General features: G+C 63.3%; 19 protein-coding genes and 1 tRNA gene. 9 read left to right on the top strand and 11 right to left on the bottom strand.

Annotated features, from left to right (window positions below):
- Positions 1–188: 188 nt before the first annotated feature.
- A complete protein-coding gene (locus K3165_RS04675) occupies positions 189–1889 on the top strand; it encodes a hypothetical protein (protein ID WP_221547637.1) in 1701 nt (566 codons plus the stop codon).
- Here the strand turns inward: K3165_RS04675 and K3165_RS04670 are convergent.
- Entirely contained in the window at positions 1886–2977 is a 1092-nt protein-coding gene (locus tag K3165_RS04670) for a glycosyltransferase family 4 protein (RefSeq protein ID WP_221547636.1), read from the bottom strand. The two genes, K3165_RS04675 and K3165_RS04670, sit on opposite strands and share 4 nt — an antisense overlap.
- Positions 2978–3014: 37 nt before the next feature.
- Between K3165_RS04670 and K3165_RS04665 the strand changes: the two genes are divergently transcribed.
- Positions 3015–4025 (top strand): lysylphosphatidylglycerol synthase transmembrane domain-containing protein, encoded by a 1011-nt coding sequence (locus tag K3165_RS04665; protein WP_221547635.1) that lies wholly within the window; start codon positions 3015–3017, stop codon positions 4023–4025.
- On the opposite strand, the gene K3165_RS04660 is transcribed toward K3165_RS04665, so the two are convergent.
- Complete coding sequence (locus tag K3165_RS04660; protein ID WP_221548327.1) at positions 4012–5010, bottom strand: glycosyltransferase family 2 protein; 999 nt, start codon at positions 5008–5010, stop codon at positions 4012–4014. The two genes, K3165_RS04665 and K3165_RS04660, sit on opposite strands and share 14 nt — an antisense overlap.
- A 176-nt stretch (positions 5011–5186) precedes the next feature.
- On the opposite strand from K3165_RS04660, the gene K3165_RS04655 reads away from it, so the two are divergent.
- Genes K3165_RS04655 through K3165_RS04645 form a run of 3 tightly spaced genes read left to right on the top strand, consistent with a single transcriptional unit; the run spans position 5187 to position 10398 of the window.
- Entirely contained in the window at positions 5187–6089 is a 903-nt protein-coding gene (locus K3165_RS04655; RefSeq protein WP_221547634.1) for a DMT family transporter, read from the top strand.
- Positions 6090–6148: 59 nt separating this feature from the next.
- Positions 6149–7972 carry a glutamine--fructose-6-phosphate transaminase (isomerizing) gene (gene glmS, locus K3165_RS04650; protein ID WP_221547633.1) on the top strand — a complete coding sequence of 608 codons (1824 nt, stop codon included), beginning with the start codon at positions 6149–6151 and terminating at the stop codon, positions 7970–7972.
- A gap of 59 nt (positions 7973–8031) precedes the next feature.
- Entirely contained in the window at positions 8032–10398 is a 2367-nt protein-coding gene (locus tag K3165_RS04645; protein WP_221547632.1) for a putative bifunctional diguanylate cyclase/phosphodiesterase, read from the top strand.
- Between the two features lie 6 nt (positions 10399–10404).
- Here the strand turns inward: K3165_RS04645 and purQ are convergent, their stop codons facing one another.
- Both purQ and purS read right to left on the bottom strand, forming a co-directional pair.
- Entirely contained in the window at positions 10405–11082 is a 678-nt protein-coding gene (purQ, locus tag K3165_RS04640; RefSeq protein ID WP_221547631.1) for a phosphoribosylformylglycinamidine synthase subunit PurQ, read from the bottom strand.
- A complete protein-coding gene (purS, locus tag K3165_RS04635) occupies positions 11082–11315 on the bottom strand; it encodes a phosphoribosylformylglycinamidine synthase subunit PurS (protein ID WP_221547630.1) in 234 nt (77 codons plus the stop codon). The genes purQ and purS overlap by 1 nt, the downstream gene beginning before the upstream one ends.
- 296 nt (positions 11316–11611) lie before the next feature.
- Between purS and K3165_RS04630 the strand changes: the two genes are divergently transcribed.
- Complete coding sequence (locus tag K3165_RS04630) at positions 11612–13846, top strand: TonB-dependent receptor (RefSeq protein WP_221547629.1); 2235 nt, start codon at positions 11612–11614, stop codon at positions 13844–13846.
- Between the two features lie 60 nt (positions 13847–13906).
- On the opposite strand, the gene K3165_RS04625 is transcribed toward K3165_RS04630, so the two are convergent.
- The gene (locus K3165_RS04625; protein ID WP_221547628.1) at positions 13907–16771 is read right to left on the bottom strand and encodes a M16 family metallopeptidase; all 2865 of its coding nucleotides are present in this window, start codon (positions 16769–16771) and stop codon (positions 13907–13909) included.
- Positions 16772–16910: 139 nt separating this feature from the next.
- Here K3165_RS04625 and K3165_RS04620 point away from each other — a divergent pair, with 139 nt between their 5' ends.
- The gene (locus K3165_RS04620) at positions 16911–17792 is read left to right on the top strand and encodes a diacylglycerol/lipid kinase family protein (protein ID WP_221547627.1); all 882 of its coding nucleotides are present in this window, start codon (positions 16911–16913) and stop codon (positions 17790–17792) included.
- Here K3165_RS04620 and purC read toward each other — a convergent pair whose 3' ends face one another.
- A complete protein-coding gene (gene purC, locus K3165_RS04615) occupies positions 17793–18599 on the bottom strand; it encodes a phosphoribosylaminoimidazolesuccinocarboxamide synthase (RefSeq protein WP_221547626.1) in 807 nt (268 codons plus the stop codon).
- Positions 18600–18807: 208 nt separating this feature from the next.
- Here purC and K3165_RS04610 point away from each other — a divergent pair, with 208 nt between their 5' ends.
- On the top strand, positions 18808–20487 hold the full coding sequence (locus K3165_RS04610; protein ID WP_221547625.1) for a hypothetical protein: 1680 nt from the start codon (positions 18808–18810) through the stop codon (positions 20485–20487).
- Positions 20488–20524: 37 nt separating this feature from the next.
- On the opposite strand, the gene K3165_RS04605 is transcribed toward K3165_RS04610, so the two are convergent.
- Complete coding sequence (locus K3165_RS04605; RefSeq protein WP_221547624.1) at positions 20525–21835, bottom strand: cation:proton antiporter; 1311 nt, start codon at positions 21833–21835, stop codon at positions 20525–20527.
- A gap of 74 nt (positions 21836–21909) precedes the next feature.
- Between K3165_RS04605 and K3165_RS04600 the strand changes: the two genes are divergently transcribed.
- Positions 21910–22812: a phosphoenolpyruvate carboxykinase (ATP) gene (locus K3165_RS04600; protein ID WP_221547623.1), complete on the top strand. Its 903-nt coding sequence runs from the start codon at positions 21910–21912 to the stop codon at positions 22810–22812.
- A 10-nt stretch (positions 22813–22822) separates the two neighbouring features.
- Here the strand turns inward: K3165_RS04600 and K3165_RS04595 are convergent.
- The 4 genes from K3165_RS04595 to K3165_RS04580 all read right to left on the bottom strand — a co-directional run bounded on the left by K3165_RS04595 (position 22823) and on the right by K3165_RS04580 (position 24674).
- Positions 22823–22898: transfer RNA gene (locus tag K3165_RS04595), tRNA-Phe, on the bottom strand.
- 88 nt (positions 22899–22986) lie between these two features.
- Positions 22987–23166, bottom strand: coding sequence for a DNA gyrase inhibitor YacG (gene yacG, locus K3165_RS04590; RefSeq protein WP_221547622.1), 180 nt, complete (start codon positions 23164–23166; stop codon positions 22987–22989).
- Positions 23159–24106 carry an Rne/Rng family ribonuclease gene (locus K3165_RS04585; RefSeq protein ID WP_221547621.1) on the bottom strand — a complete coding sequence of 316 codons (948 nt, stop codon included), beginning with the start codon at positions 24104–24106 and terminating at the stop codon, positions 23159–23161. The genes yacG and K3165_RS04585 overlap by 8 nt, the downstream gene beginning before the upstream one ends.
- The gene (locus tag K3165_RS04580) at positions 24099–24674 is read right to left on the bottom strand and encodes a Maf family protein (RefSeq protein ID WP_221547620.1); all 576 of its coding nucleotides are present in this window, start codon (positions 24672–24674) and stop codon (positions 24099–24101) included. Before K3165_RS04580 ends, K3165_RS04585 begins: the two co-directional genes overlap by 8 nt.
- Between the last annotated feature and the right edge of the window lie 3 nt (positions 24675–24677).

Here is a 24677-nt window from a genome sequence, read left to right as displayed (position 1 = left end):
CCCAGAAGGTATTGTTCGGTGACGAGGGATAGCTGCCAGAAAGTGGCAAACCCCGTCTTGGTAGGAATGGTGAATAAGTTGGAAACCTTGATTTTTTCCTAAAGGCGATTGCGCGTTGAATATGCGGGGGTATCGTCATGGGGAATTGGCAAGCCGGCAGCGGGAACGCCGGATCGAACGGGGTCTTGATGAGCGATAACAAGGGGTTGTACTGGAACTGGGCGCTGTCGCGCTCTGCGATAGCGATGGTCCTGGCGGGCCTTGCGATGTTGCCGATCGCCGGTATCAATTCGATTCCGAAGTTTTATCTTCGCACGCAGGACCTTCCGGTCATTCTCGCGATTGCCTCGGTCATGGGCTTGCTGATCTGGCGCCAGCCGGGCTGGAAACTGCCCGAAAAGCTGCCTTCGACGCGTACGATCTGGATCGTCGCGCTAGTCCTGATTCCGCTCCTGTGGGTCGGTACGCACCTCATCATGCTCGACTATCCGTTGACGCGTGACGAGCACATGGTCGTTTTCGACGGCGCCAATTTTGCAGCGGGGCGTCTCGGGTTTGGCCTGCCCGAAGAGTGGGCCGGTTTTGGCGAGCCGCTGGTGCCGAACTTCCTGATCACGGCCGACGGCTGGAAAGCCATGGCGTCCGCCTACCTCCCGATCAACGCGATGATGCGCACCGGATTCGGGATGTTCGCTGATCCCGCACTGATGAACCCGATCCTCGTCGCTATCGGACTGGTGGTCCTGTGGGGCCTCGCGCGGCGCATATTCCCCGACAACAATCGCGCGGTCTGGATCGTGATGCTGACTTACCTGCTGTCGGCGCAGGTCATGACCAATGCCATGACCAATTATGCGATGACCGGACACCTGGTCTTCAACATCATCTGGCTTTCGCTTTTCTTGCGCGGCGGCGCTCTGGGCCATGCAGGGGCTATCTTGGTGGGCTTCTTCGCGCTGGGCCTGCACCAGCCTGTGTTCCACCCGCTTTTCGCGGGCCCGATCCTGCTCGGCCTCCTGTGGCAGCGCCGCTTCGGCCTGTTTGCGACCTATGCGGTCATCTACGCCGCGGCCCTGCTGTTCTGGTTCTCTTACCCGGTTCTGGTGGTCGACTCGCTAGGGCTGGAGCGCGCCGCGTCGGGAAGCGCAGCCGGCGCAGGCGGTTTCTTCGCCGAACGTGTCCTGCCGCTCCTGCGCATCGACGAGATCATGATCCCGCTCATGCTGGTGAACATCCTGCGCGCCATTGCGTGGAATGCAGCCTATTTGCTGCCGCTCTTCCTGATCGCGGCGCTGGGCTGGAAGAAGCTCGACGCGCTGGGCAAGCAGTTGCTGGCGGGCGTGCTGCTGACGATCGTCGCGATTGCGATCCTGCTTCCCTATCAGGGCCATGGCTGGGGTTACCGCTATATCCATGCCTTGCTCGGCCCGCTGTGCCTGCTCGCTGGATATGGCTGGAAGCTCCTGCCCGAAGCGCAGAAGCCCGCTGCACAGGGCGGTATCATTGCACTGGCGCTGGTATCGGTACTGGCGCTGCCCTTCCAGTGGTGGAGCGCGCACCGCTTTATCGAGCCCCATGTGAAGCTCTACGAGGTGCTCAAGACGCAGGAGACCGACTTCGTACTCGTCGATTCCGAAATGCCGTCACACGCCGTGGACGATGTGAGGAACCTGCCCGACCTGTCGAACCGTCCCCTGCTGTTCTCGAGCCGCGAAATGGATGGCGCGCAAATGGCCGAGCTTTGCGAGAGGGGCAGCATCGCGGTCGTTTCGCGGGCGGATTTGAAAACTGTCGGCCTTGCCGATAATCTTCCCGACGAAAGCCCGGAATTCGATGCGAAGGCCCGCGTGCTCGAGGGCAGGGAGTGTGTCCGCCCCGTCAAGCGTTAGCGCTTGACCATAATCTTCTCGATCAGCCTCGCGTAATCGCTCGCCATGCGCTGCGCACTGTAATCGCGGATGATGCCCGCACGGTCAGGCTTGGAGGCAGCGATTGCCGACTCCAGCCCTTCGCACCATAGCCGCGCGGTCTGCTTCGGGTTTTCGACGTCGACCGGAAGCTGCGCCATCTGCCGGTCGAGCTCGGCATCGGACGCGGCTCCCTGCTGGCCGATGACCGTGGGCGCCTCGCAGGCGAGTGCTTCCAGCGCGACCAGCGGCGTTCCCTCTGTTTCGCCCGGAAGGATACAAGCCGCGCATGCCGAATAGAGCTGCGCTAGCTGGGCAGGATCGGGCCGCCAGTGACAGGTCACGTTGCTTTCCGGCCATTCGCGCGGGTTGATAGTCCCGTATCCGGCAAGGACGAACCGTCGGTCCGGCATCGAGCGGGCCATTTCGCGCACGATCTCGATGCCTTTCTTCGCGACAAACCTTCCCACGAACAGCAGCGAACCATCGCGCGGCTGGCCCGTGGGGGCGAAGACATCGGTGTCTATGCCGTTGGGAATTACGGTCGCCAGCGGTCCTGCGACGGGCTTGGAGTTTTCCAGCTTCGCCTTCGTGACAAAGGCCAGCGCATCGGTGTTGCCGAGGATGCGCGGGGCAACACGGTCGTTGAATACCGAGAACGCGAGTTGACCGAAGCGCGAGGAAAACCTTACCTCGCCCGTGTGCTTGATCACGATAGAGGGGGTCTGCCGGTGCGCACTGGCGATTGCGGCAAGATTGGAAAGGTAGACGCTGTCGTGCACCAGCATGACATCGGCCTCGCGCGCCGCCTTGTTGAGCGCGCGGACATCTGCCGGATGTGGGATCAGCAGCGGAACGCCGAGGCGCTTCTCGAACCAGTTGGTCGCCCGGATCGGCATGCGGACATAGGGCTCTTCCGAAATGTCGTCCGCCTGTGCTTCACCGGTATGAGCCGCCAGCGTGACCTTGTTTCCGGGCATGCGCGCCAGTTCGCGCGCGAGCAGGTGCGCCATATGCGCGACGCCGCCGCCTTCTTCGCGAAAAAAGCTGGAAATGCACAAAATCCGCATCGGTCCTGCAGCCCTAGCATGAAGCACCCGATTTGAAATGAGCGACAGCGTTCCATCCACCGGCGCGGCAGCCACGGTGCCGCCCAAACGCAATCTTGCGCGCCTTGCGATCGGACTGGCGCTGGCCGGGGCGCTGCTCTGGTGGCTCTTCACCAGCTTCTCCGTCCTAGAGGCGGATGTCTGGACATCGCTTGGCCGACATCCGTGGGCGATTGGCGGGATAGCTTTCGCAACCGCCTTTGCGATGGTGCTGGCCAGCACGATCAAGTGGCAGATGCTCCTGCGGCGCAGCGCGCCCGATCTTGCACGTTCGGTGGGCTTCGATCGGCTGTTTGCCTACACTGCGGCAAGCAGCGCGCTCGGACAGATCGTCCCGCCCTATATCGCCGGGCCTGCGGTGCGCGGCATGGCCATGAAGTCGCAGCACAATGCGGGTTTTGGTCGCAGCGCAATCCTTGCCGGATACGAGCAGGTATTCGATGTCGTCACGCTGGTCATCGGCGGAATTGCGGCTCTTGCCCTGCTTGTCGGCGGGTTCGGCGGCTGGGCGGGGGTACTGGCATTCGTTGTAACGCTCGCACTGGCATCGGCCGCCGTCTACCTGCTTCCGGAGCGGTTTCGCCCGGCCAGGCTGGCAGCTGTCCTGCCGCAGCGCTGGTCGACCACGCGCCGGATCAAGGAGAGTGTGGAGGCAGGATCGGCAGCCGGTCTCGACGCACCGCGCCTGCTGGGTCACCTCACGGCGCTGTCTTCGCTCCGCTACGGAGCGCTCGTGGCGCGTACCTTCGGTATCGGGATTTTCCTGCTGCCGATGATCCCGTGGCAGACCGTCGCGCTCGGCTTCGGCGCAGTGCAATTGTCCGCACTGGCGGCGCTGACACCGGGCAATCTCGGCATCACCGAACTGGGTTGGAGCGCAATGACGCTGGTCACCGATGCTGCGACCATGGGCGAGTTTGTTGCTTTTGCGCTTGCCTTGCGGGTCAGCGGCCTGATCGCCAGCGGTACACTGGCGGTGCTTTCGCTGCTCTGGCTCAGGCGGCCTTGATCAGCTTTCGCTCGTCGGCAAATTTCAGGACGCTCGGCAGCTGCAGGTAACGCAGGCGCTTTGCTTCCTTGCGGCCGCGCGTGACCGTGTCGAGGATCAAGCCGCTGAACAGGCTCAGGAAGGCAAGGATCATGACACCCGATGCCAGCAGGGCAGTGGGCAGGCGCGGCACGAGGCCGGTCTCGACATATTCGGCGATCACCGGGAAACCGAGGACCAGCGAAGCGACGAACAGGCCAAGAGCCATCATCCCGTAGAGATACAGCGGACGCTCCTGCTTGAGCAGGCCGGTGATGGTCCACAGGATGCGAAGGCCGTCCGAAATCGTGTTCAACTTGCTTTCCGAGCCCTCGGGGCGTTCGGAGAACTGCGTCGGGACTTCTGCTGCCGGCATTTCGAGCTGGAGCGCGTGGATGGTCAGTTCGGTTTCGATTTCGAAGCCCTGCGCCATCACGGGGAATGACTTCACAAAGCGGCGCGAGAATACGCGGTAGCCGCTCAGCATGTCCTTGAAGCCGTTGCCGAACATGGTGCGCACCAGCGAAGTGAGCATCCAGTTGCCGAATTTGTGGGCGGGCCGGTAGGCACCCTCCGCCGCGTTCGACCGCGAGCCGACGACCATGTCGAGCCCTTCCTCGACCAGCTTGTCGACCAGCGCGGGCGCAGCTTCGGCTTCATAGGTCTCGTCGGCGTCGCACATCAGGTAGATGTCGGCATCGATGTCCGCGAACATGCGGCGCACCACGAAACCCTTGCCCTGGCGCGGTTCGCTGCGAACGACTGCACCTGCGGCGCGTGCGATGGCAGCGGAATCGTCGGAAGAGTTGTTGTCGTAGACGTAGATGGTCGCTTGCGGCAGCGCCTTCTGGAACCGCTCGATCACCGCGCGGATCGCCAGCCCCTCGTTGTAACAGGGCAGGAGGACCGCAACGCTCGGTTCGGCGCTGGCGGCGTGGATTGCGGGCGCAAAGTCCTGCTTCAGCATATTCACGAGTGCTTCTCCGGCTGCTGATGCATGGTAATCGCGACCCCCTCGAATTTCGTCTGCGAGCACCCTTGGCGAAGTTTGGTAAACAAGCGGTAAAGCATCGTTCCGCTGGCCAAGCATGGCGAGTGCGGTTAGCGCGCGATTTCACACGATCTTGCGGGCCTTTCCTCCAGATGCACCAATCCGAACGCAGCGGCATCCTGCTGGCCCTGGCCGGTTTCGCGCTTCTCAGCATTGGCGATGCCGTGGTGAAGACGATGGCGGGCGAATTCTCACCGCTCGGTGCTGCAGCGCTGCGGTTCGTCATCGGGGCGATCGGCGTATCGCTTTTGCTGCGAATGAATGAAGGGCCTGCGGCCTTTCGCCCAAAGAGCCCGTGGCTGCAGGCCGCGAGGGGCTTCTGTCTTGCTGCTGCCTCGCTGTGTTTCTTCTCCGCTGTCTTCGTCATGCCGCTCGCGACAGTCATGGCGATTGCTTTCGTGGCGCCGATCATCGTCGCCCTGCTGAGCGGGCCGCTGCTCGGAGAGAAAGTGCGATCCGCTACATGGATCGCCAGTTTCGCGGCTCTGGGCGGCGTGGCGCTGGTCCTGCGACCGAACCTTGTCGAGCTCGGCTGGGTTGCCTTGTTGCCGCTCGGCTCCGCGCTGTTCTTCGCGCTGATGATTATCGCGAACCGGGCCAGTGCAGGGCAGGGTAGCGCTCTGTCGATGCAGGCGTTCATGCAGATCGCCGCGCTTCCGTTGCTGGCCGTTGCGGCTCTGGGCGGGCACTTTTCCGGAGCCGACAGCCTCGTGCTGACCCTGCCGGACTGGACGGTTCTAGCCCGCTGCACACTGATTGCCCTTACGGCAAGTACGGCGCACTGGCTGGTCTATCTCGGCACCCAGCGTGCCGGTGCCGCGACCATCGCCCCGATGACCTATGTGCAGATGCTCGTGGCGACACTGATGGGCTGGTGGTGGTTCGGCGATGTACCCGACCTAGCTACTCTGGCCGGTGCGGCGGTCATCATCGGGGCCGGGCTTCTCCTATGGTGGACCACGCCACGGGAACCCCTTTCCGTCCGGACCGATTGATTGGATTGCGGGAACCGCTAAGGCTGGTCCCGCAAGGTCTTCCAAGGGGTCATCCATATATGTGCGGAATTATCGGTATCGTCGGCAAGGAAGCGGTTGCGGACAGGCTCGTCGACGGTCTGAAGCGGATGGAATACCGCGGTTATGACAGTGCCGGTATCTGCACCATCGAGAACGGCGAGCTGGTCCGCCGCCGCGCCGAGGGCAAGCTCAACAATCTGGTCGCCGAACTGAAGGATCATCCCGCCGGCGGCGACATCGGTATCGCACATACGCGCTGGGCAACCCATGGCGCGCCGACGGCCAACAATGCGCATCCGCATGCGACCGACAAGGTGGCGATTGTCCACAACGGCATCATCGAGAACTACAAGGAATTGCGCGCCGAGGTGAAGGCTGCCGGTCGCACGATGGAAAGCGACACCGATAGCGAGGTCGTCGCCCACCTGCTCACGCGCCGGCTCGAAGATGGCGAGACCCCGCACGAAGCGGTCGCCAACATGCTCCCGCGCCTGCGCGGTGCCTTTGCGCTGGCCATCGCGTTCCGCGATTATCCCGACATGCTGATCGGTGCCCGTCGCGGCTCGCCGCTGGTCGTCGGATATGGCGAAGGTGAAACCTATATCGGCTCGGATGCGCTGGCACTTGCACCGCTGACGCAGCAGATTTCCTATCTCGAAGAGGGTGACTGGGTCGAAGTTACGCGCGATGGCGCAAAGATCTTCGACGAGGAGAACCAGGAGGTTACGCGCGAGGTCCGCACTTCGGGCGCATCTGCCGCAGCGACCGAAAAGGGCAATTATCGCCACTACATGCAGAAAGAGATTTTCGAGCAGCCGACGGTGGTCGCGCAGACGCTCGGCTCCTATCTGCGCCGCGACGATGTTTCGGTCGCGCTGCCCCAGTTCGACTTCGATATCTCGAGCATCAAGCGCGTTACCATCGTCGCCTGCGGGACCTCGTTCTACGCCGGGATGGTCGCGAAATACTGGTTCGAACAGTTTGCCCGCGTTCCGGTCGATATCGATGTGGCCTCCGAATTCCGTTATCGCGAGCCGGTGCTGGAGGACGGCGGGCTGGCGCTGTTCATCTCGCAGAGCGGCGAGACTGCCGACACGCTCGCGGCATTGCGCCACTGCAAGGAAAACGGGCAGACCATCGCCGTGGTGGTGAACGTACCCACCAGCACGATGGCGCGCGAAGCCGACCTGCTGTTGCCGACGCACGCCGGTCCGGAGATCGGCGTTGCATCGACCAAGGCCTTCACTTGCCAGCTCGCAGTGCTCGCAGCGCTTGCCGCACATATGGCGGTCAAGAAGGGGCTGATGAGCCGCGAAGAAGAGTACGAGGTGGTCACGCACCTGCTCGAGGCGCCTGCCTGCCTCAATTCTGCGCTCGATCACGATGACGATATTGCGGCGATGGCCCATCTCATCGCCCCGGCGCGCGACGTCCTTTATCTCGGGCGCGGTCAGGATTATCCGCTGGCGCTTGAAGGGGCGCTGAAGCTCAAGGAAATCAGCTACATCCATGCCGAGGGCTATGCCAGCGGCGAGATGAAACATGGCCCCATTGCGCTGATCGACGATGACGTTCCGGTGATCGTGCTCGCACCGTCGGGACCGCTCTTCGAAAAGAGCATCTCGAACATGGAAGAAGTCCGTGCCCGTGGCGGCAAGATCGTGCTGATTTCGGATGCCAAGGGTCTGGAAGAGGCTGGCGAAGGCTGCATGGCAACCATCGAAATGCCCAGCGTCCACCCGCTGATCGCGCCGCTGGTCTATGCCATCCCGGTCCAGCTGCTTGCCTATCACGTGGCCTGTGTGAAGGGCACCGATGTCGACCAGCCTCGCAATCTGGCAAAGTCGGTCACCGTCGAATAATTTCCCTTTCCGCTCTATCCTTTACTCGGAAATAACCTTTCCCGCGTAATTCGGCATGCGTGAGCGACTGGAATTTCAATGCGCCCGCTGAGGGCAATCCGCCGACCACGCGGCAGGTAATCGGTCTGGACGATCCAGAGACCGGTGACTGGGCGCGCGTGCACGGCAAACAGTATTCGCTCGTCGCACAACGCGCCGGGACGCGCGTCACACTGCACGCCATTGCGGCGCTCATCGTCACATGGCTGTGCAGCGGAAGTGTCGATCTTTTGTCATTGCAGGCATGGGGAGCCGCACTGGGCTTCACCGTGATGATCGCCTTCGCCAGCGATTACCGCCTGCGTGATGCCGAAGACCGGCCGTTCACGCGCTCCGAGATGCGTAACCATGCCATTGTGGCTGGCCTCAAGGGCGTCGTCTGGTCGCTCGGCCTGTGCATCCTCGTCGCCCTGGGTGCCGGCGGACAGATCGCATCGATCTGGGCGGCTATCGCCTTCCTCATCCTCGTGAGCGTCGCCAGCCGATACAGTGCTCCGCTGAGCTCGATCGCTTTCACGATCACGGCCAGCGCTGGCTCTTTCATCGCCGCGCTCGCAACCTTCAACTTCGGCCTCTCGCTGCTGATTGCACTGAGCGCCGGATTTGCCGTTTTCGGCCTGGTCGAATCTGCCCGGATGGCATTCGAAGCCCGCCTCGCGGACCTCGAAATGCAGGAGAAGAGCGAGACCGTCTCCATGCTCCTGCGCGAATTCGAGGAAGGCCAGGCCGACTGGCTGTGGCAGATCGATACCAACCGCCGCCTGCGCTCGGTCAGCCCGCGCTTCGCCTTCGCGCTCCAGCGCGACACGGCGGATATCGAGGGCAAGTCCTTCCTCCAGCTGATTTCCGGCGACGGCTGGAAGAACGGCGAATTCCCGCAGAGCCTGCATGAACTGGCCGACAAGCTGAAGGGGAAGGAGAGTTTCTCCAACCTCGTCGTCAAGGCCATGGTTCGCGGCGAAGTGCGCTGGTGGGAGCTTTCGGGCACGCCGATGTTCGACGAGGACGGCGAGTGGCACGGCTTCCGCGGTGTCGGCTCGGACGTCACGACCCAGCGCGAAAGCACCGAGAAGATCGAGTTCCTCGCACGCTACGATCCGCTGACACAGCTTCCGAACCGCCTCCAGTTGAACGAGGCGCTGGGCAAGGCGCTGACCTATGCCGAGCAGTGGCGCACGCGCTGTGCCTTCCTGATGATCGACCTCGACCGGTTCAAGGCGGTCAACGATTCGCTCGGCCATCTGGTCGGCGACCGCATGCTCGCCCAGGTCGCCTCGCGCCTGAAGCCGCTGATGGACGAAGGCGAACTCGTGGGCCGCCTCGGCGGGGACGAATTCGGCGTGGTTATCCGCGACGCAGCCGACCGCCGCCGTGTCGACACGCTGGCCAAGGCGATCATCGCCGCGCTGACGACACCGTTCTATATCGACAATCACGTGCTTTATGTCGGCACCAGTGTCGGTTCGGCCATCGGTCCGCGCGACGGCCATTCGGTCGAGGAATTGCTGCGCAATGCCGACCTCGCGCTCTATCGCGCCAAGGACGAAGGCGGCGGTACGCATTGCGAATATGAACCTTCGCTGCACTCCAATGCCGAAGAGCGTCGCCAGCTCGAAGTCGCGCTGCGCACGGCGCTGGAAAACAACGAGTTCGAACTCCACTACCAGCCGGTGGTCGATACGCTCGATGAAAGCGTTGTAAGCTTCGAGGCGCTGGTGCGCTGGAACAGCCCCGAACATGGCAATGTCAGCCCGGGCAAGTTCATTCCCATCGCCGAGGATACGCGCCTGATCGTGCCCATCGGCACCTGGGTCATGAATGAAGCATGCCGCGAAGCTGCGACAAACTGGCCCGAAGACGTGAAGGTCAATATCAACGTCTCGCCCGAACAGCTGGTCGAGCCCGATTTTGCGGGCACGGTGGTCCGCGCGCTGTCACATAGCGGGCTCGATCCCTCGCGGCTCGAAATCGAAGTTACCGAGAGCATCTTCATGCGCGATGCGGCCGTTGCGCGTAAGGCGCTGGAGCAGTGCATGGCGCTTGGCTGCTCGGTCGCGCTGGACGATTTCGGTACCGGCTATTCCTCGCTCGGCTACCTGCGCAAACTCAAGTTCACCACGATCAAGGTCGATCGTCTGTTCGTGCAGGGCGCGGCGCAGGACAGCCCCGAAAGCCTCGCGATTATCCGTGCCGTCGTCGCAATGGCCGACAGCCTCGGCATGACCACGACTGCAGAAGGCGTCGAGAACGAGGACGAGGTCGAGATGATCCGCCGTCTCGGCTGCACCAAGATCCAAGGCTATCACTTCGGCAGGCCGATGCCTGCGGACGATGCCCGTAAGGTGCTGAAACGCCGCGGTTTCGACGAGAAGCGCAAGAGCGCTTGAGGACGGTCAGGCGCTGGCGAGCGCCTTCATTGCACCTTCGAACAGAGCAAGCCCGTCGGTGCCGCCATGGGCTGCATCGACTGCACGTTCGGGGTGCGGCATCATGCCGAGGACATTGCCCGCCTTGTTGAGCACACCTGCAATATCGCGGCGCGAACCATTGAGATTGTCGGTGTAGCGGAAAGCTACGCGGCCTTCGCCCTCGATCCGGTCGAGCGTTTCCTCGTCGGCGAAGAAGTTGCCGTCGTGGTGGGCCACCGGAATGCTGATTTCCTGTCCTGCGGAATAGCCGCTGGTGAAGATCGATTGAGCGTTCTCCACCTTCAGCCCGGCATTGCGGCAGATGAAGTGCTGGCTGGCATTGCGCATCAGCGCACCCGGCAGGAGCCGCGCCTCGGTGAGGACCTGGAAGCCGTTGCAAACGCCGAGCACCGGCACGCCGCGATCGGCGGCGCGGATGACTTCGCGCATGATCGGGCTATTGGCGGCCATCGCGCCGGAGCGCAGGTAGTCGCCATAGGAAAAACCGCCGGGCAGGGCGATAAAGTCGAGGCCGTCCGGCAGATGCGCATCGCCGTGCCAGACGCGAACGGGGGTCGTGCCCGAAACCTGTTCCAGCGCCACCGCCATGTCGCGGTCGCAGTTGGAGCCGGGGAAGGTGATAACGGCGCTGCGGAAAGCCATCAGCCGAGCTTCTCGATCTTGTAGTTTTCGATCACCGTGTTCGCGAGCAGCTTCTCGCACATTTCGGTAAGGGCGGCATCGCTCGTATCGTCGGCGACGTCGAGTTCGACCGTGCGACCGATGCGGACATCGTCGACACCATTGAAGCCGAGCCCTTCGAGCGCATGGTGGACCGCGCGGCCCTGCGGGTCGAGCACGCCGGGCTTGAGGCTGACGAGAACGCGGATTTTCATGGGCGGCCTTTCAACTGGATTGCAGTGGGTCTGCTTTGCGCGCGCCTATGCCGTGAGAGGGCCGCAAGAGCAAGAGACGAGCGGGATCGCCCCACAATCAGGGACTTGCAGGGTGCGGGCGCTCGCGCGGCCTGTCACCGCAATGCAACATTTGCTCAAAACCGCGCAATTCCGCGGCTTGCCGACTCGCGTTTCGCGATATTTCGGCTACAGGGCGCGGGTCAATTCACTTCTCCCATCCCACCAACCCGCGCCGCGCATGGAATCGGCGCCGGGCCAAAAGGATTATCTCTCCCATGATTGACCGCTCCCTTACCCTCCGCCTCCTTTCCGCCAGCACGCTGGCTCTCGCCTTCGCGCAGCCTGCCCTCGCGCAGGATGTCGATAGCTCCGACACCGAAGCAACCGGTGCCGAGCAGGCCGACAACGGCGCACTCGACGTCATCGTCGTCACCGCCAACCGCCGCGAAGAAAACCTGCAGGACGTTCCCGTCTCGGCAGCGACCATCTCCTCCGACGCAGTCCAGAACATCTTCGCCGCCGGTGGTGACACCACTGCGCTGGCCGGCCGCGTCCCGGGCCTGTTCGTCGAAAGCTCGAACGGCCGCGCTGCACCGCGCTTCTATATCCGCGGTCTCGGCAACACCGACTTCGACCTTGCTGCCTCGCAGCCGGTTTCGGTCGTCATGGACGACGTCGTCCTCGAGAACGTGACGCTCAAGAGCTTCCCGATCTTCGACGTCGAGCGCATCGAAGTCCTGCGCGGCCCGCAGGGCACGCTCTTCGGCCGCAACACGCCGGCCGGTATCGTCAAGATCGACACCACCAAGCCGGGCGACGAATTCGCCGTCACCGGTTCGGCCAGCTACGGCAGCTTCAACTCGGTTGCCATCGATGGCGGCGTGACCGTTCCGATCGTGCCGGGCATCGCCTCGGTCCGCCTGTCGGGCCTGTGGCAGCAGCGCGACAACTGGGTCGACAACGGCTTCACCGGTGAAGATGACGTCTACGGCGCCTACAGCGACATCGCTGGCCGTGCGCAGCTCCTCATCACCCCGACCGACCGCCTGTCGATCCTCGGCAGCTACTCGGTCCGCGATCTCGATGGCACCTCGACGCTGTTCCGCGCCAACATCCTCGGCCCGGGCACGAACGATCTGAACGAGAACTACGATCGCGACACCGTGTTCTACGACGCAGGTGCAGGCAACCAGGCACAGTACAATGCCGAAATCGCGACCGGTAAGGTCGAGTACGAAGCCGACTTCGCGACCTTCACCAGCATCACCAGCTTCGCCAACAGCGAAGGTTCGAGCCGCGGCGACATCGACGGCGGCTTCGGTGCCAGCTTCCTTCCGATCATGGGCCCGGGCTTCATCCCGTTCCCCTCGGATACGCAGGACTCGATCACTCTCGACCAGTTCACGCAGGAAGTGCGCATCGCTTCGCCCAGCGGCGGCACCTTCGAATGGCAGGTCGGCGGTTTCTACTTCGACAGCGATTTCGACGTGACCACGGTCGGCTTCGATTTCCCGCCGTCCGTGACGGTGAACCACACGAATGAGAGCTGGGCCGTCTTCGGCCAGGCTACGACCGAAGTCACCGAAGCCCTGAAGCTGACCGGCGGCATCCGCTACACCGAAGACGAGAAGGCCTTCTTCGTACGTGACGCAGCCGATCCGCAGGCACGTTCGGTTTCGGACGAGCGCATCAGCTGGGATGTCGCTGCATTCTACGAACTGAGCCTCGATGCCAGCGTCTACGCCCGTGTCGCAAGCGGCTTCCGTGCTCCGACCATCCAGGGCCGTGACGTGGCCTTCTTCGCTGCTCCGTCGATCGCGACCAGCGAAAAGATCATGAGCTACGAAGCCGGCTTCAAGTCCGAGCTGTTCGATCGCCGCGTGCGCTTCAACCTCGCCGGTTACTACTACACGATCGACGATCCGCAGTTCTCGGCTGTCGGTGGCGCTGACAACCTTGTGCAGCTCGTCAATGCCGACAAGGGCCGTGGCTACGGCTTCGAAATGGACAGCGCGTTCCAGATCACCCCGGACTTCTTGATCACGCTGGGCGCCAGCTGGAACGACACGAAGATTCAGGACGAGAACCTTGCCGTGGGCATCTGCGCCCAGTGCACCGTGCTCGACCCGATCGTGAACATTGCCGGCACCGACCGCGCGCTGGTGGACGGCAATCCGTTCCCCAACGCTCCGGAATGGATCGGCGACGTCAGCGCGCGTTATGCGATCCCCGTCAGCTCGACCGGAGAAATCTTCGCCTACACCGACTGGACCTACCAGGGTGAGACGAGCTTCTTCCTCTACGACAGCTACGAATATGTCACCGACCCTCAGATCGAAGGCGGTCTGCGTATCGGTTACGCCAAGTTCGACGGCAGCCTCGAAGTGGCGCTCTTCGCGCGCAACATCACCGACGAGGACAATGTGAAGGGCGGCATCGACTTCAACAACAACACCGCGTTCGTGAACGATCCGCGCGTCATCGGCGTGTCGGTTCGCTTCGACTACTAAGTCGAAACGGAAAATCGAAATCCGAAGGGGCCGGGAGGGGAAACCTTCCCGGCCCCTTTTCTATTGGGCGTCCACCAGGCTCTGATGGATGATGCGGATGCGCAGGGCTTCTTCGTCGCGCAGGTACTTTGCAGCCGCCTCGCGGAGCATGCCCGGCGTTATGGCGAGCAGGCGTTCCTCGTAATCGCGATAACGGTCGAGCCGGTCTGCACGCAGCTGGGATTCGCTCAGCATTCCCAGCCAGTAACTGTTCTCGCGGCGGCTCTTCGCCAGCTGTTCCAGCATGGGCTTGCGCGCGCGTTCAAGAAGGTCGTCATCGACCGGAGCGCTGCGCAATCCTGCTGCGAGAGTGTCGATGGTCTCGAACACCGTGTCCGCATCTTCGGGCGCAATGACCACGGAGGCGGAGAAGCTTCCGAAACCGTCATAGGTATCGCTCATCGCCGAGTTTGCACCCGGCGAATAGGACGCACCGAGGTTCTCGCGGATTTCCTCGAGCAATTGAAGGCGCATGACCGTTGCGAGGAGGCGCATGGTCGCCTCTTCCTGCGCATCGTCATCGTCGGTCGTCGGCCAATAGACCTGCGCCAGCGCCTGATCCTCGGCGCCTGCGTGGGCGAGGGTCACCGGAGCCTTGCGCGACGTGAACGATACCTGCCGTTCTTCGGAGAAAGGCTGCAAGGTTTCCGCCCGCTCGGGTAGCGCCCCGAAGGTGTGCGCGACAGCAGCGATCACGGCTTCTTCGTCGATCTCGCCGACCACGGAGATCTCGATGGGGGCGGACGCGAACTGTTCGCTGGTGAGCGCGCGCGCCTGCTCCAGGGTGATGGCATTGAGCGCCGCCTCCGAGGGGATGCCAGAGCGCGGATCGCCGTCAGTGATGACCTGCGGCAGTTCGAATTGCGCGACGCCCTGCGGCGTAGCATCGGCGCGCGCGAAGAAGGGCGGCAAGAGCGCCTGCCAGCGTGTCAGCGCCTCCTCACGGAAACCAGGATCGGTGAGATAGGCTGTGGTCAGCTCCATCTGGAGCGGAAGGTCCGCCATGGTCGTCGCGCCGCCGACGCGGAACTGGTCGCTTTGCGTCGACAGGCCGTTCGACACATCGCGGCCCGCCATGATCTGGCGCAGCTCGTCATAGCTATGCTTGCCGAGCCCGCCGGAATCGAGCGAGGTCGAGATGAACATTCCGGTCCCGACCGCCTCGTCGGGGATCGAGAGCAGACCCGAACCGATGCGGATGTTGAACCGGACGCGGCCCTTCTCGAAGTCCGTCTTCTTCAAATTGAGGCGAACATTGTTACCAAAGCGGATCTGGCGGAAGCCTAGGTCTTCAACCGCCGCGTCGGCGACAATCGAGCCGGGCTTGCCGAAATCGGTATAGGCGAATTCGACGGCGTCTCCGCCCTGCGGCGCTGCGACTGCCACTGCGCGGGAGGCATCGAGCGCGCTCAGGATCGCACTCTCTCCTCCCTCGATCGCTTGCTTGGTGCTGACATGCACCAGCGGCGCGGACAGGGCGTAATCCTCGCGGAATACTGCCGCTACGGCTTCGGGCGTGACCTCGCCGATCATGTCCTGGAACAGCTGCCAGCTGGTCTGCGGCGTGACGAAGAGCCTTCCAGTCTTGGCCGTCGATAGGATACCGCCCGCAAGGGAAGCGCTGCGGCGCGTGTCCTGCTGTTCGGCTGCTGTGCGATACACGCGTGTGAAGTTGGCGACCTGCTCTGCCAGTTCGGCATCGGTGAAGCCGTGCTCGATCGCGCGGCGCCATTCCTGCTCGCCGATTTGCAGGGCGGTTTCCCATTCGCCTTCCTTGGCCTGCACGGTCATGGTCGACTGGTCGTAGAGATCGAAGAAGTCGCCGGAAGATATGCCGCCGGAAATAATCGGCGCATCGGGCGCGTTGGCGATCTTCTCCAGCCTGCGATTGACCATTGCCCGTCCGAGCGAGGACAGGAGCGAGCGCCTGAAATCGGCCTGCCTGCTCTCGCGCCGATCATAGGGCGCGAAGCGGTCGATCACCACGATATGCTCGACATCGGGATCGACGAAATTGGCCGCCGCCGTGCCGCGGCCAAGGTCGATCATGCCGCCTTCGACACGATCGATGTCCTCCGGTGCCGCCTCCCAATCGGCAAAAGTCTCGACCAGCTTTTCGCGCACCAGCGCCGGATCGACATCGCCGACGATCACCAGTGCGGCATTGTCCGGGCGATAGTAGCGCGCATAGAGATCGCGCAGCCTCTGCGCCGGGGCTGCATCGATGTTCTCGACCGTCCCTTCGGCGCGGAAACGTGCCGAAAAGCGTGTCTCGGGGGCGATGAACTGGAGATAGTCCCTCAGCCGCCTGATGGAGTAATTGTTGCGCGTGCGCGTCTCGGACTGGATAACCCCGCGCTCCCGGTCGACTGCGTCTTCCGCGATGGTCAGTTCGCTTGCTGTCTCGCGCATTAGCATTAGCGCTGTGTCGAGCAGTTCGGGATCGTTGCGCGGCAGGTCGAGCCGGTAGATCGTGTCTTCGAAGCCGGTCGAAGCATTGGTGTCCGCACCGAAAGCCAGCCCCTCTCGCTCGAGCAGCTTGATCATCTCGCCTTCGGGAATGTTGGTCGAACCATTGAAGGCCATGTGTTCGATGAAATGGGCAAGGCCGAGCTCGTCGTCCTCTTCATCGACCCAGCCGACATCGAAGCCGAAACGGATCACCACTGTTTCTTCGGGCCGCTCGTTCTGCAGGATTGCGTAGCGCAACCCGTTGTCGAGCACGCCGTATTCGACCCGTCCGTCGGGCACGATGTCGTAGATCGTGTTGCCCCAGGCCGTGGTGGCCTGCTGCTCCTGCTCCACGCCCGTCTCCGCCAGAACGGAACAGGGCAGAGTGAGTGCCAGCAAGGGCAGGGGTGCAAGCACCCGCATCATGTTTGTCATCAACAGTCCTCTCCAGCTCCAAGGCATAGCAAGGGCGGGCATGACTGCAAGCTGACCGCACGCTGCGCTCTGCCAAGCTGCGAGAGGCGTCGACGAAAGCGAATTTGTCTTTCCCGCTCCTTGCGTTAGGGCTTGGCCGATGACCGCAGTCGATCTCGTATATAATCCCGTGTCGGGCAGCTTCAGCCAGGCGCACCTCGATGCTCTCGTCGCTGCACTGGGCGAACAGGGTTTCGCCGTCACGCCCATGCCGACCACCGCCGAGGGAGCACAGCTTTCGGGCACGGCCGAGCTGGTCTGCGTTCACGGCGGCGACGGGACTCTGCGCGACACCGTGCAGGCAATGGGTGCGGCAGCCGGGAAGGTGCCGCTGGCGGTTGCGCCCTCGGGCACGATCAATCTCGTGGCACGAGAGCTCGGCTATGCGCGCAATCCTGCCGCCTTTGCGAAACAGGTGGCAGATGGTTGGGCGAAGGGCAGCGACGGCTGGGTCCGCGCGCCGCTTTACCGGCTGGGCGAGATGCCGATTGTTTCCTGCCTTTCCATCGGGCCCGACAGCCATGCGGTTGCCCGCGTTTCGGGCAAGCTGAAGAAGCGGATCGGGCGTTATGCCTATGTCGTGGCGATGGTGCAGCAGATGCGCGAATGGCCACGCAACGCGATGACCGTGCGCGGCGAGCTTGCCGATGGCGAGCCATTCGAATGCGAGGCCGAGGCGGTAATCGTATCGGGTGCGGCGCTTTATGCAGGGCCCTTCCAGCTGAGCCCCGAAGCCGCGCTCGGCGCCGACGCGGTAGAGCTGATCACACTCGAGCGCTCTACCCGGCTCAGCACTATGCTGCTGAGCCTTGCGGTCATGCTGCGACTGCCGCTGGACCGGTTCGCCAAGGCGCAGATCCGCAGCTGTCGCAGGATCGAGTTCGACCGCTGCGTCACACCCGTCCAGGTCGACGGGGACCATATGCCCGACTGCGCCTATGCCATCGCGCCGAGCGGGATGACGCTGCGCTACGTGGTGTGACTACTTTTTGACCGGCTTCGTCGGCGTGCGCAGGCGGCCGCGGTGCGCGCTCATGTCGAGCACTTCGCCCGGGCCGTTGTCCTCGTTCTGGAGGATGCCGAGACGGCGCGCGACTTCCTGATAGGCTTCGCTTTCGCCGCCGAGATCGCGGCGGAAGCGGTCCTTGTCGAGCTTTTCGCCTGTGTTGATGTCCCATAGGCGGCAGCCGTCCGGACTGATCTCGTCGGCAAGGATCGTGCGGCTGAAATCACCATCCCAGATGCGGCCGAATTCGAGCTTGAAGTCGACGAGGCGGATGTCGATCGCGGCGAACATGCCGCACAGGAAATCGTTGATGCGGATGGCCATGCTGGACATGTCCTGCATCTCTTCATGGCTGCACCAGTTGAAGCAGGCGATTTCTTCTTCGGAGACCTTCGGGTCGCCCAGTGCATCGTCCTTGAGGCAGTATTCGATCAGCGTGTGCGGCAGCACTTCGCCTTCTTCGACGCCCAGTCGCTTGGACAAGGAGCCCGCGGCTACGTTGCGCACCACGACTTCGAGAGGAATGATCTCGACCTGGCGGACCAGCTGTTCGCGCATGTTGAGGCGACGGATGAAGTGCGTCGGAATGCCGATGTGCGACAGGCGGGTGAACACATATTCGCTGATGCGATTGTTGATCACGCCCTTGCCGTTGATCGTGCCCTTCTTCTCCGCATTGAAGGCGGTCGCATCATCCTTGAAATACTGGATGATCGTGCCCGGTTCGGGACCCTCGTAAAGGATCTTGGCCTTGCCTTCGTAAATCTGGCGGCGACGTGCCATCTCTGCATTCCTTCGCGCGTAAAAGACAGCGCCCCGGTTAGCGGAATCGGGAAGGATCCGCACGGCCCGGGGCGATTGGCTGCCGCTTACCGGAAGGGCGGGCCGAAAGCAATTGTCGGCGGTTCGTACAAGTAGGACAATTTGCGCTTTCCTACCGCAATTTCGTGCCAATACCTGCCGTGCTCCTTGGAACAGTCAGGAGCATGACATGACAATCATTACGACACGCGCTGCCGCGATCGGGCAGGACTTCACCGGTTCGGACATGATCGAGACGACCGGCTTCGCAATTGCAGGCGACGGCGGGGAGGGGCGATACTGCCTCGTCGATCCTGCGACCTACTCGGGTGCGCCTGCCGATGCAGGCCCCGGCACGATCGAGTGCCTCAACGGCTGGTACCGCCTCATGGGCGGCGAGCTCTACATCGAACAGTTCGGTGCCAGCAGCAGCGGCGTGGATCAGGCGGTCGCTGACGGGACCTCGGGTCTCGACAACGGTCCGGCCATAAACGCCGCGATTGCCTTTGCATCGGCCAATGGGGCGAGCAGGATCGGTGCGCGAGGCAAGGGCCGCTTCGGGGTCGGCACCAAGATCGTGCTCGATGACGAGCGGCTTACTTTCGGCAACGGCATCTCGCCCTTCAGCCTCGATCTGGTCGCGCTGACGACCAACAGCTTCATTGGCGGCGAGGGCATCGTAGAGGTTACCAAGAACCGCGCTTCGCTGGACGGCTTCTGGCTGCGCATCCCGAGCGGTGTGTGGGATCAGGAAACGCAAAACGGCAAGCAGGTTTCGGGCGTGAAGACGATCGGGACGAGCGGGAACATCTTCCATAACCGTGTCTGGAACGTCGAAGTCATCGGCGGCTACAAGTCATTCGACCTGCAGGGGCTCGAAGGCGATTTCCGCAAGACGCGCGCCAAGGGGCCTTTCGCTTTCGGCTATCATGTGACGGGAGCCGACAACGAGTTTTCTCCCAGCTGCACCGCTGCCGATGGCGACATCGGGTTCTACAACAGCTCGGGTGCGGAAGGTGCGATGCATTGCGTGCGCAACCGGATCAATTTCCACCTCGATGGCGGGCTTCCCACCCGCATGTTCTGCTTCGACGATACGCCGCTGGAAACCGGTATCTGGGCAAGGAACCTGCGCGGCGCGCATATCCTGACCTATCACGGCAAGGTCGGGCAGCATTCCAACGCGGGAGCGACGGCTCATTACATGAGGCTCGAGCGGTGCCGCCATTGCACCTTCGAGAATGTCGGCACCTATCGCGCGCAGGATGCCGCGACGCTCGCAGTCTCGGCTGATGCCTATTTCCTCGACATCCCGTCAGAGTGGAACGGCGATCCGTGGACGAGCGTGCGCAACCGCTTCAAAGGATACCGCCTGGACGACACCGAAATTGCGCAGGATGCGGCCACTCTGGGCCGCGTGGCGCGCAACGTGTTCGAGGGCTGTGAGGGCACGCATGTCGCGCGGCTTGTCGGGGACAATCACCAGCTTGTCGGCGCGGGTGTCTCGCTCGCGGCCGGCGCAACCGCCTCGTTCGAGCGGTATCTCTCCCGCAAGCCGGGTGGGACCTATCCGCTCATCCTCCGCGTGCTGGGCAAGGCGATCGTCTCACGCAGCGATACGCAGGATGCCCTAATCGACATTTCCCTCAGGGTGCCGATCCTCGACGGCACTGCGACCAGCTTCACGGGTAGCGCCAATGTCACCGAGCGCGAGAAGGCCGGCAACGGCAATTTCGCCGTGTCGATCTCCAACGTCGTCTACGACGTGATCGACAACCGCATCAGTTTCGACCTGACGGGGCCTGCCAATTTCGACAGCAAGTGCGAAGTCGTGCTGACCGATGTCTTGTGCGACAACGGAGCGTTCTAGCGATGCGCTGGCGGGAGGGGCCGGTGGTCCCTCCCTCCTAGTGGACGGTTTCCTTCCCGCCCTCTTCCTCCACGGCGGGCGCGTGATCGTGCTTCAGCTTCTCGATCAACCGGCCCAGCGTCGCCCGCTGGACGAGCACGCTGAAGAGCACTGCGGCAAAGGTCGCGGCTAGGATCAGGTCGCGCGTTTCGCCCGGCGGGAGCGACAGCGCCAGCGCTATGGAGATACCGCCGCGCAGGCCGCCCCACCACAAAACGCGGCCCGCTCCCTTGTCCTGCAGGCGTGCCGCAGGGATCGTCTTGGTCGATACGAAGATGCCGACCGCGCGTGCGGCCAGCGTTAGCGGGATCGCGAGCAGTCCGAAAAGCAGCGTGTCGGTGCCTGCAACCAGCACGATCATCTCGAGACCGATCAGCAGGAACAGCACCGAATTGAGCAGTTCGTCGAGCAATTCCCAGAACTTGAGCAGGTAGTCGCGCGTCACGTCGCTCATCGCGTAGGTGACGCCGTGGTTGCCGATCAGCAGGCCTGCGACCGCCATCGCCAGCGGGCCGGAAATATGCAGGTAGCTGCACAGCGCATAGCCGCCCATTACAACTGCGAGCGTGATCAGCACCTCGAGCGTATACTCGTCCATCCCCGCAAGCGCGCGGTAGCCGAGATAGCCGGCGACAAGGCCAACAAGGATTCCACCGCCTGCTTCGATAGCGAACAGTTCGGCACCTTCGATGAAGGAGAAGTCGTTTCCACTCACCGCTGCGCCGAGCAGGATGATGAAGATCACGATGCCCACGCCGTCGTTGAACAGGCTCTCGCCCGCCACTGCGCTTTGCAGCGACTTGGGCACGTTCTCTTCCTTGAGGACGCCGAGCACGGAAACCGGGTCGGTCGGTGCGATCAGCGCGCCGAAAACGAAGTACCAGATCGGCGCGATCGACAGGCCGAGCAGCATGCCCACGCCCCACATGGCGAGGCCCACCAGTACGGTGGAGATCATGACGCCGACCGTGGAAAGCAAAAGCACGGGTAGCCAGGCGACCTTGAGGCGGTCGAGATCGACATGGAGAGCACCCGCGAACAGGAGGAAGCTCAGCATCCCCTGCAGCAGTGTGTCGGTGAAATTCATCTGGCGCAGCGTGTCTGCCACCCAGTCATCCAGCGTGACGCCGGGGATGAAGGCATTGGCCAGCATCAGTCCGATCGCGGCAATCGCGCCCATGACGGTGAGGCCGATGACATGAGGCAACCTGATGAAATGATGGTTGAACCACCCGAGCAGGGCGGAGGCGACAACCAGCAGTGCGGCGATGTCGAAGGCGGAGAGCGCGGTCGCGGTTTCTTCGTGCATGGCCAAGGGGATAACGCGAGCGTGGGAATTGGCAATGCTTGCGTGTTTTCATCCGCTTGGGCAGCTAGGTGCGCGTGATGCCGCTTCCCTTCCACTATCGCCATTCGGGCCTTGTCATCGCCTCGGCGCTCGAACTGCCCGAGTGGGAGGCGTTCGCCTGCGATCCGCAAGGCGACGCTGACGTGGAAATTTCGATATCGGACGAGCCTTGCCCCGACTGTCCGGCCGACGGCAGCGTTGCAGTGGGCGAGGCGCTGCGCTTCGCAGTGGAGGGAATTGGCGGATGGCAGGTCGAGGGAGGCCGCAGGATCACCCTTCACCCCGGACTGACCGCCGCTCCGCCGGAATTGCGCCTGTTCACGCTGGGGAGCGCATGGGGCGGGCTCGGTTACCAGAGGGGCTTTGCGATGTGGCATGGCAGCGCGGTGGCTCGAGCCGGGAGGGCTATCCTGTTCTGCGGTGATGCGGGGGCGGGCAAGAGCACGATGGCGGGCGCCATGCTCTCGCGCGGAGCCGGTCTGGTCGCAGACGATCTCAGCCGCATTGAGCCCTGGCAAGAGCATGCGCTGATCCATCCCTCGTCCGCACGGATCAAGCTGTGGCGCGAAGCGATCGACCGCTTCGGCTGGGACGAGCGTATCCTGCAGCGCGACTATTACCGCGAGGACAAGTACCATTGCAGCGTGGGCGACCACCTCGCAGGCGAGGCGGCATTGCCTATGATCGCCATCGTCACGCTGGAAGAAGGCGAGCAGGTGTCGCTCGACAGGCTGACCGGCGTTGAAGCGCTCGAAGCGGCGATGAAGCACACGATGTACCGGCCCGAGATGATCGAAGTGCTCGGAGCATGGGGACAGCAGGGCGCACTGGGCGCGCAAATCGCAGCCAAATGCCCGGTCTATCGCCTCAGGAGGCCGAAAGACTTCGATTCGCTGGCACGTGCGTGCGATGCCGCCGAAGGGCTATGGTCCGGTTGAGTGGGGGAAGTGGTGCCCGGGGACGGATTCGAACCGCCGACACTGCGATTTTCAGTCGCATGCTCTACCAACTGAGCTACCCGGGCTAACCTTCGCTGCGGCCTCTCGTGGGGCGCTCCAGCGGTTGGAGTGCGCGCCTATGGCGAAGCGCAGGGCGCTTGGCAAGGGGCTAATTCAATCGTCTTGTGGCTTGACCACTTCGGCGGCGATTTCTTCGGGCAGGGCAGGGCGGCCGGGCACGGCATATCCATCGCCGAACCACTGGGCCAGATCGCGGTCGCGGCAGCGGGTGGAGCAGAACGGCGCGTGTTCCTGGCTGCGCGGCTTCTTGCAGATGGGGCAGGGCTTACTCATGCCCCACGATCTGGGCAGAGGCAGCTTCGATGGCAAGGGCCGGATCGGTCTCTATCCGCAGCGGCCTGCCGGTGCGCCGCTCGACCTCGCCCAGCCATTCGGGCTTGAGCTTCGCCTTGAGCGCGGGATGCACGGTGAGCAGAGTCACGCCGGCGCCTTCAACCATCTCGGCACGGCGCAGCGCCATGCGCGCCGCCATGCCGGTGCGCGAGGTTGCGAAGCGGTGGAGGAGAGAGGGGCCTTCCAGCCGCGCGACGATCTGCACGAACCCGAACCCGTTCATTGCCGTGCGCTCGTGCGGCCAGCCGTCCAGCGCTTCCTCCAGCGCTTCGTCGACCGCCTTGCGGTCCGCTTTCGCATCCAGCGTCGGGAAGTCGATCCCGATGGACCCGCCAAGGTCGAACTGGCGGATTGCCTGCGCGAGCGGCGCGACCGAAGCCAGCGCCAGCGAGCGCGGATCGAGTTTTCCGTCTATGTCGACCAGCGTCATGGCCGGGGTCACAGCGAACAACAGCGATCCGCCATCGAAGGCGATCTCGCCCGAACTGGCGGCATGCCAGACCTCTTCCCACGTACCTGACGAAAAGCGATGCACACGCTTGCCCTTGGCGAAGACATCCTCGGCAGGTCGGGCGACAGAGGCAGGGCGCGCGGCTGGCAGTTTGTAACGGCCCCGTTCGGTCATTGCCGCACGGGTAACCGTGAGGTCGATCTGCGCACCCTCGCTGGCATCGCGCGGCAGCTTGTCTACGAGTACTTCACGCCCCTCGGCGGTCCGCGCTGTTCCGCGTGTCCCCTTTTTGGTGACGAGCTTGGCCTGGAGGCTTTGCCCTGACTGCAGTTCGCCCGGCCAGCGACATTTGGCCGCCAGCACCTCGTCACCGTCGATCAGGAGCGCGCGGATCTCGCCGACGCCTTCCTCGACCAGCCACTCAGGCAATTTGAAATCCTGCAGCCTTGAGGAGCGCGCGTGTTTCGTAGAGCGGCAGGCCGACCACGCCCGAATGGCTTCCCTGGATGCGGGAGATCAGGCCTTCTGCGATACCCTGGATTGCGTAGCCGCCAGCCTTGCCGTCCCATTCGCCGCTGGAGATATAGGCGTCGATCTCTTCGGCGGAGAGGCGCTTGAACATCACCACGGTTTCGCTCAGCCGCTCGCGGATCGACCCGTCGGGAGCGCGCAGGGCAATGGCCGACAGCACGCGGTGACGGCGGCCCGAGAGCAGTTCGAGGCACTTGCGCGCCGTCGCCTCGTCTTCCGCCTTGGGCAGGATGCGGCGACCGGCGGCAACCACCGTGTCGCCAGCAAGTACGAAGCCGTCATCGCTGGCGGCCGCTTGTGCCTTCTCGCGCGCCATGCGTTTCGCATAGTCGCGCGGAAGTTCGCCCTTGGCCGGCGTTTCGTCGATATCGGCGGGGTTGATGGCATCCGGCGTCAGTCCGAGCCGCGCGATCAGTTCGCGGCGACGCGGGCTGGCGGATGCAAGGATGAGCTTGGGCGCGGCCACGAA

Source organism: Qipengyuania xiamenensis (assembly GCF_019711495.1).
In the GTDB taxonomy this organism is placed as follows: Bacteria; Pseudomonadota; Alphaproteobacteria; order Sphingomonadales; family Sphingomonadaceae; genus Qipengyuania; species Qipengyuania xiamenensis.
This window is presented reverse-complemented; position numbering and strand designations above follow the sequence as displayed.

Bases quoted from the DNA above. Each gene is read 5' to 3' on its own strand.
- K3165_RS04610 (WP_221547625.1), top strand. From the start codon at position 18,808: ATGACAATCATTACGACACGCGCTGCCGCGATCGGGCAGGACTTCACC.
- K3165_RS04620 (WP_221547627.1), top strand. From the start codon at position 16,911: ATGACCGCAGTCGATCTCGTATATAATCCCGTGTCGGGCAGCTTCAGC.
- K3165_RS04670 (WP_221547636.1), bottom strand. From the start codon at position 2,977: ATGCGGATTTTGTGCATTTCCAGCTTTTTTCGCGAAGAAGGCGGCGGC.
- purS (WP_221547630.1), bottom strand. From the start codon at position 11,315: ATGAAAATCCGCGTTCTCGTCAGCCTCAAGCCCGGCGTGCTCGACCCG.
- yacG (WP_221547622.1), bottom strand. From the start codon at position 23,166: ATGAGTAAGCCCTGCCCCATCTGCAAGAAGCCGCGCAGCCAGGAACAC.
- glmS (WP_221547633.1), top strand. From the start codon at position 6,149: ATGTGCGGAATTATCGGTATCGTCGGCAAGGAAGCGGTTGCGGACAGG.
- purQ (WP_221547631.1), bottom strand. From the start codon at position 11,082: ATGGCTTTCCGCAGCGCCGTTATCACCTTCCCCGGCTCCAACTGCGAC.
- K3165_RS04605 (WP_221547624.1), bottom strand. From the start codon at position 21,835: ATGCACGAAGAAACCGCGACCGCGCTCTCCGCCTTCGACATCGCCGCA.
- K3165_RS04630 (WP_221547629.1), top strand. From the start codon at position 11,612: ATGATTGACCGCTCCCTTACCCTCCGCCTCCTTTCCGCCAGCACGCTG.
- K3165_RS04665 (WP_221547635.1), top strand. From the start codon at position 3,015: ATGAGCGACAGCGTTCCATCCACCGGCGCGGCAGCCACGGTGCCGCCC.
- K3165_RS04655 (WP_221547634.1), top strand. From the start codon at position 5,187: ATGCACCAATCCGAACGCAGCGGCATCCTGCTGGCCCTGGCCGGTTTC.
- K3165_RS04625 (WP_221547628.1), bottom strand. From the start codon at position 16,771: ATGACAAACATGATGCGGGTGCTTGCACCCCTGCCCTTGCTGGCACTC.
- K3165_RS04660 (WP_221548327.1), bottom strand. From the start codon at position 5,010: ATGCTGAAGCAGGACTTTGCGCCCGCAATCCACGCCGCCAGCGCCGAA.
- K3165_RS04675 (WP_221547637.1), top strand. From the start codon at position 189: ATGAGCGATAACAAGGGGTTGTACTGGAACTGGGCGCTGTCGCGCTCT.
- purC (WP_221547626.1), bottom strand. From the start codon at position 18,599: ATGGCACGTCGCCGCCAGATTTACGAAGGCAAGGCCAAGATCCTTTAC.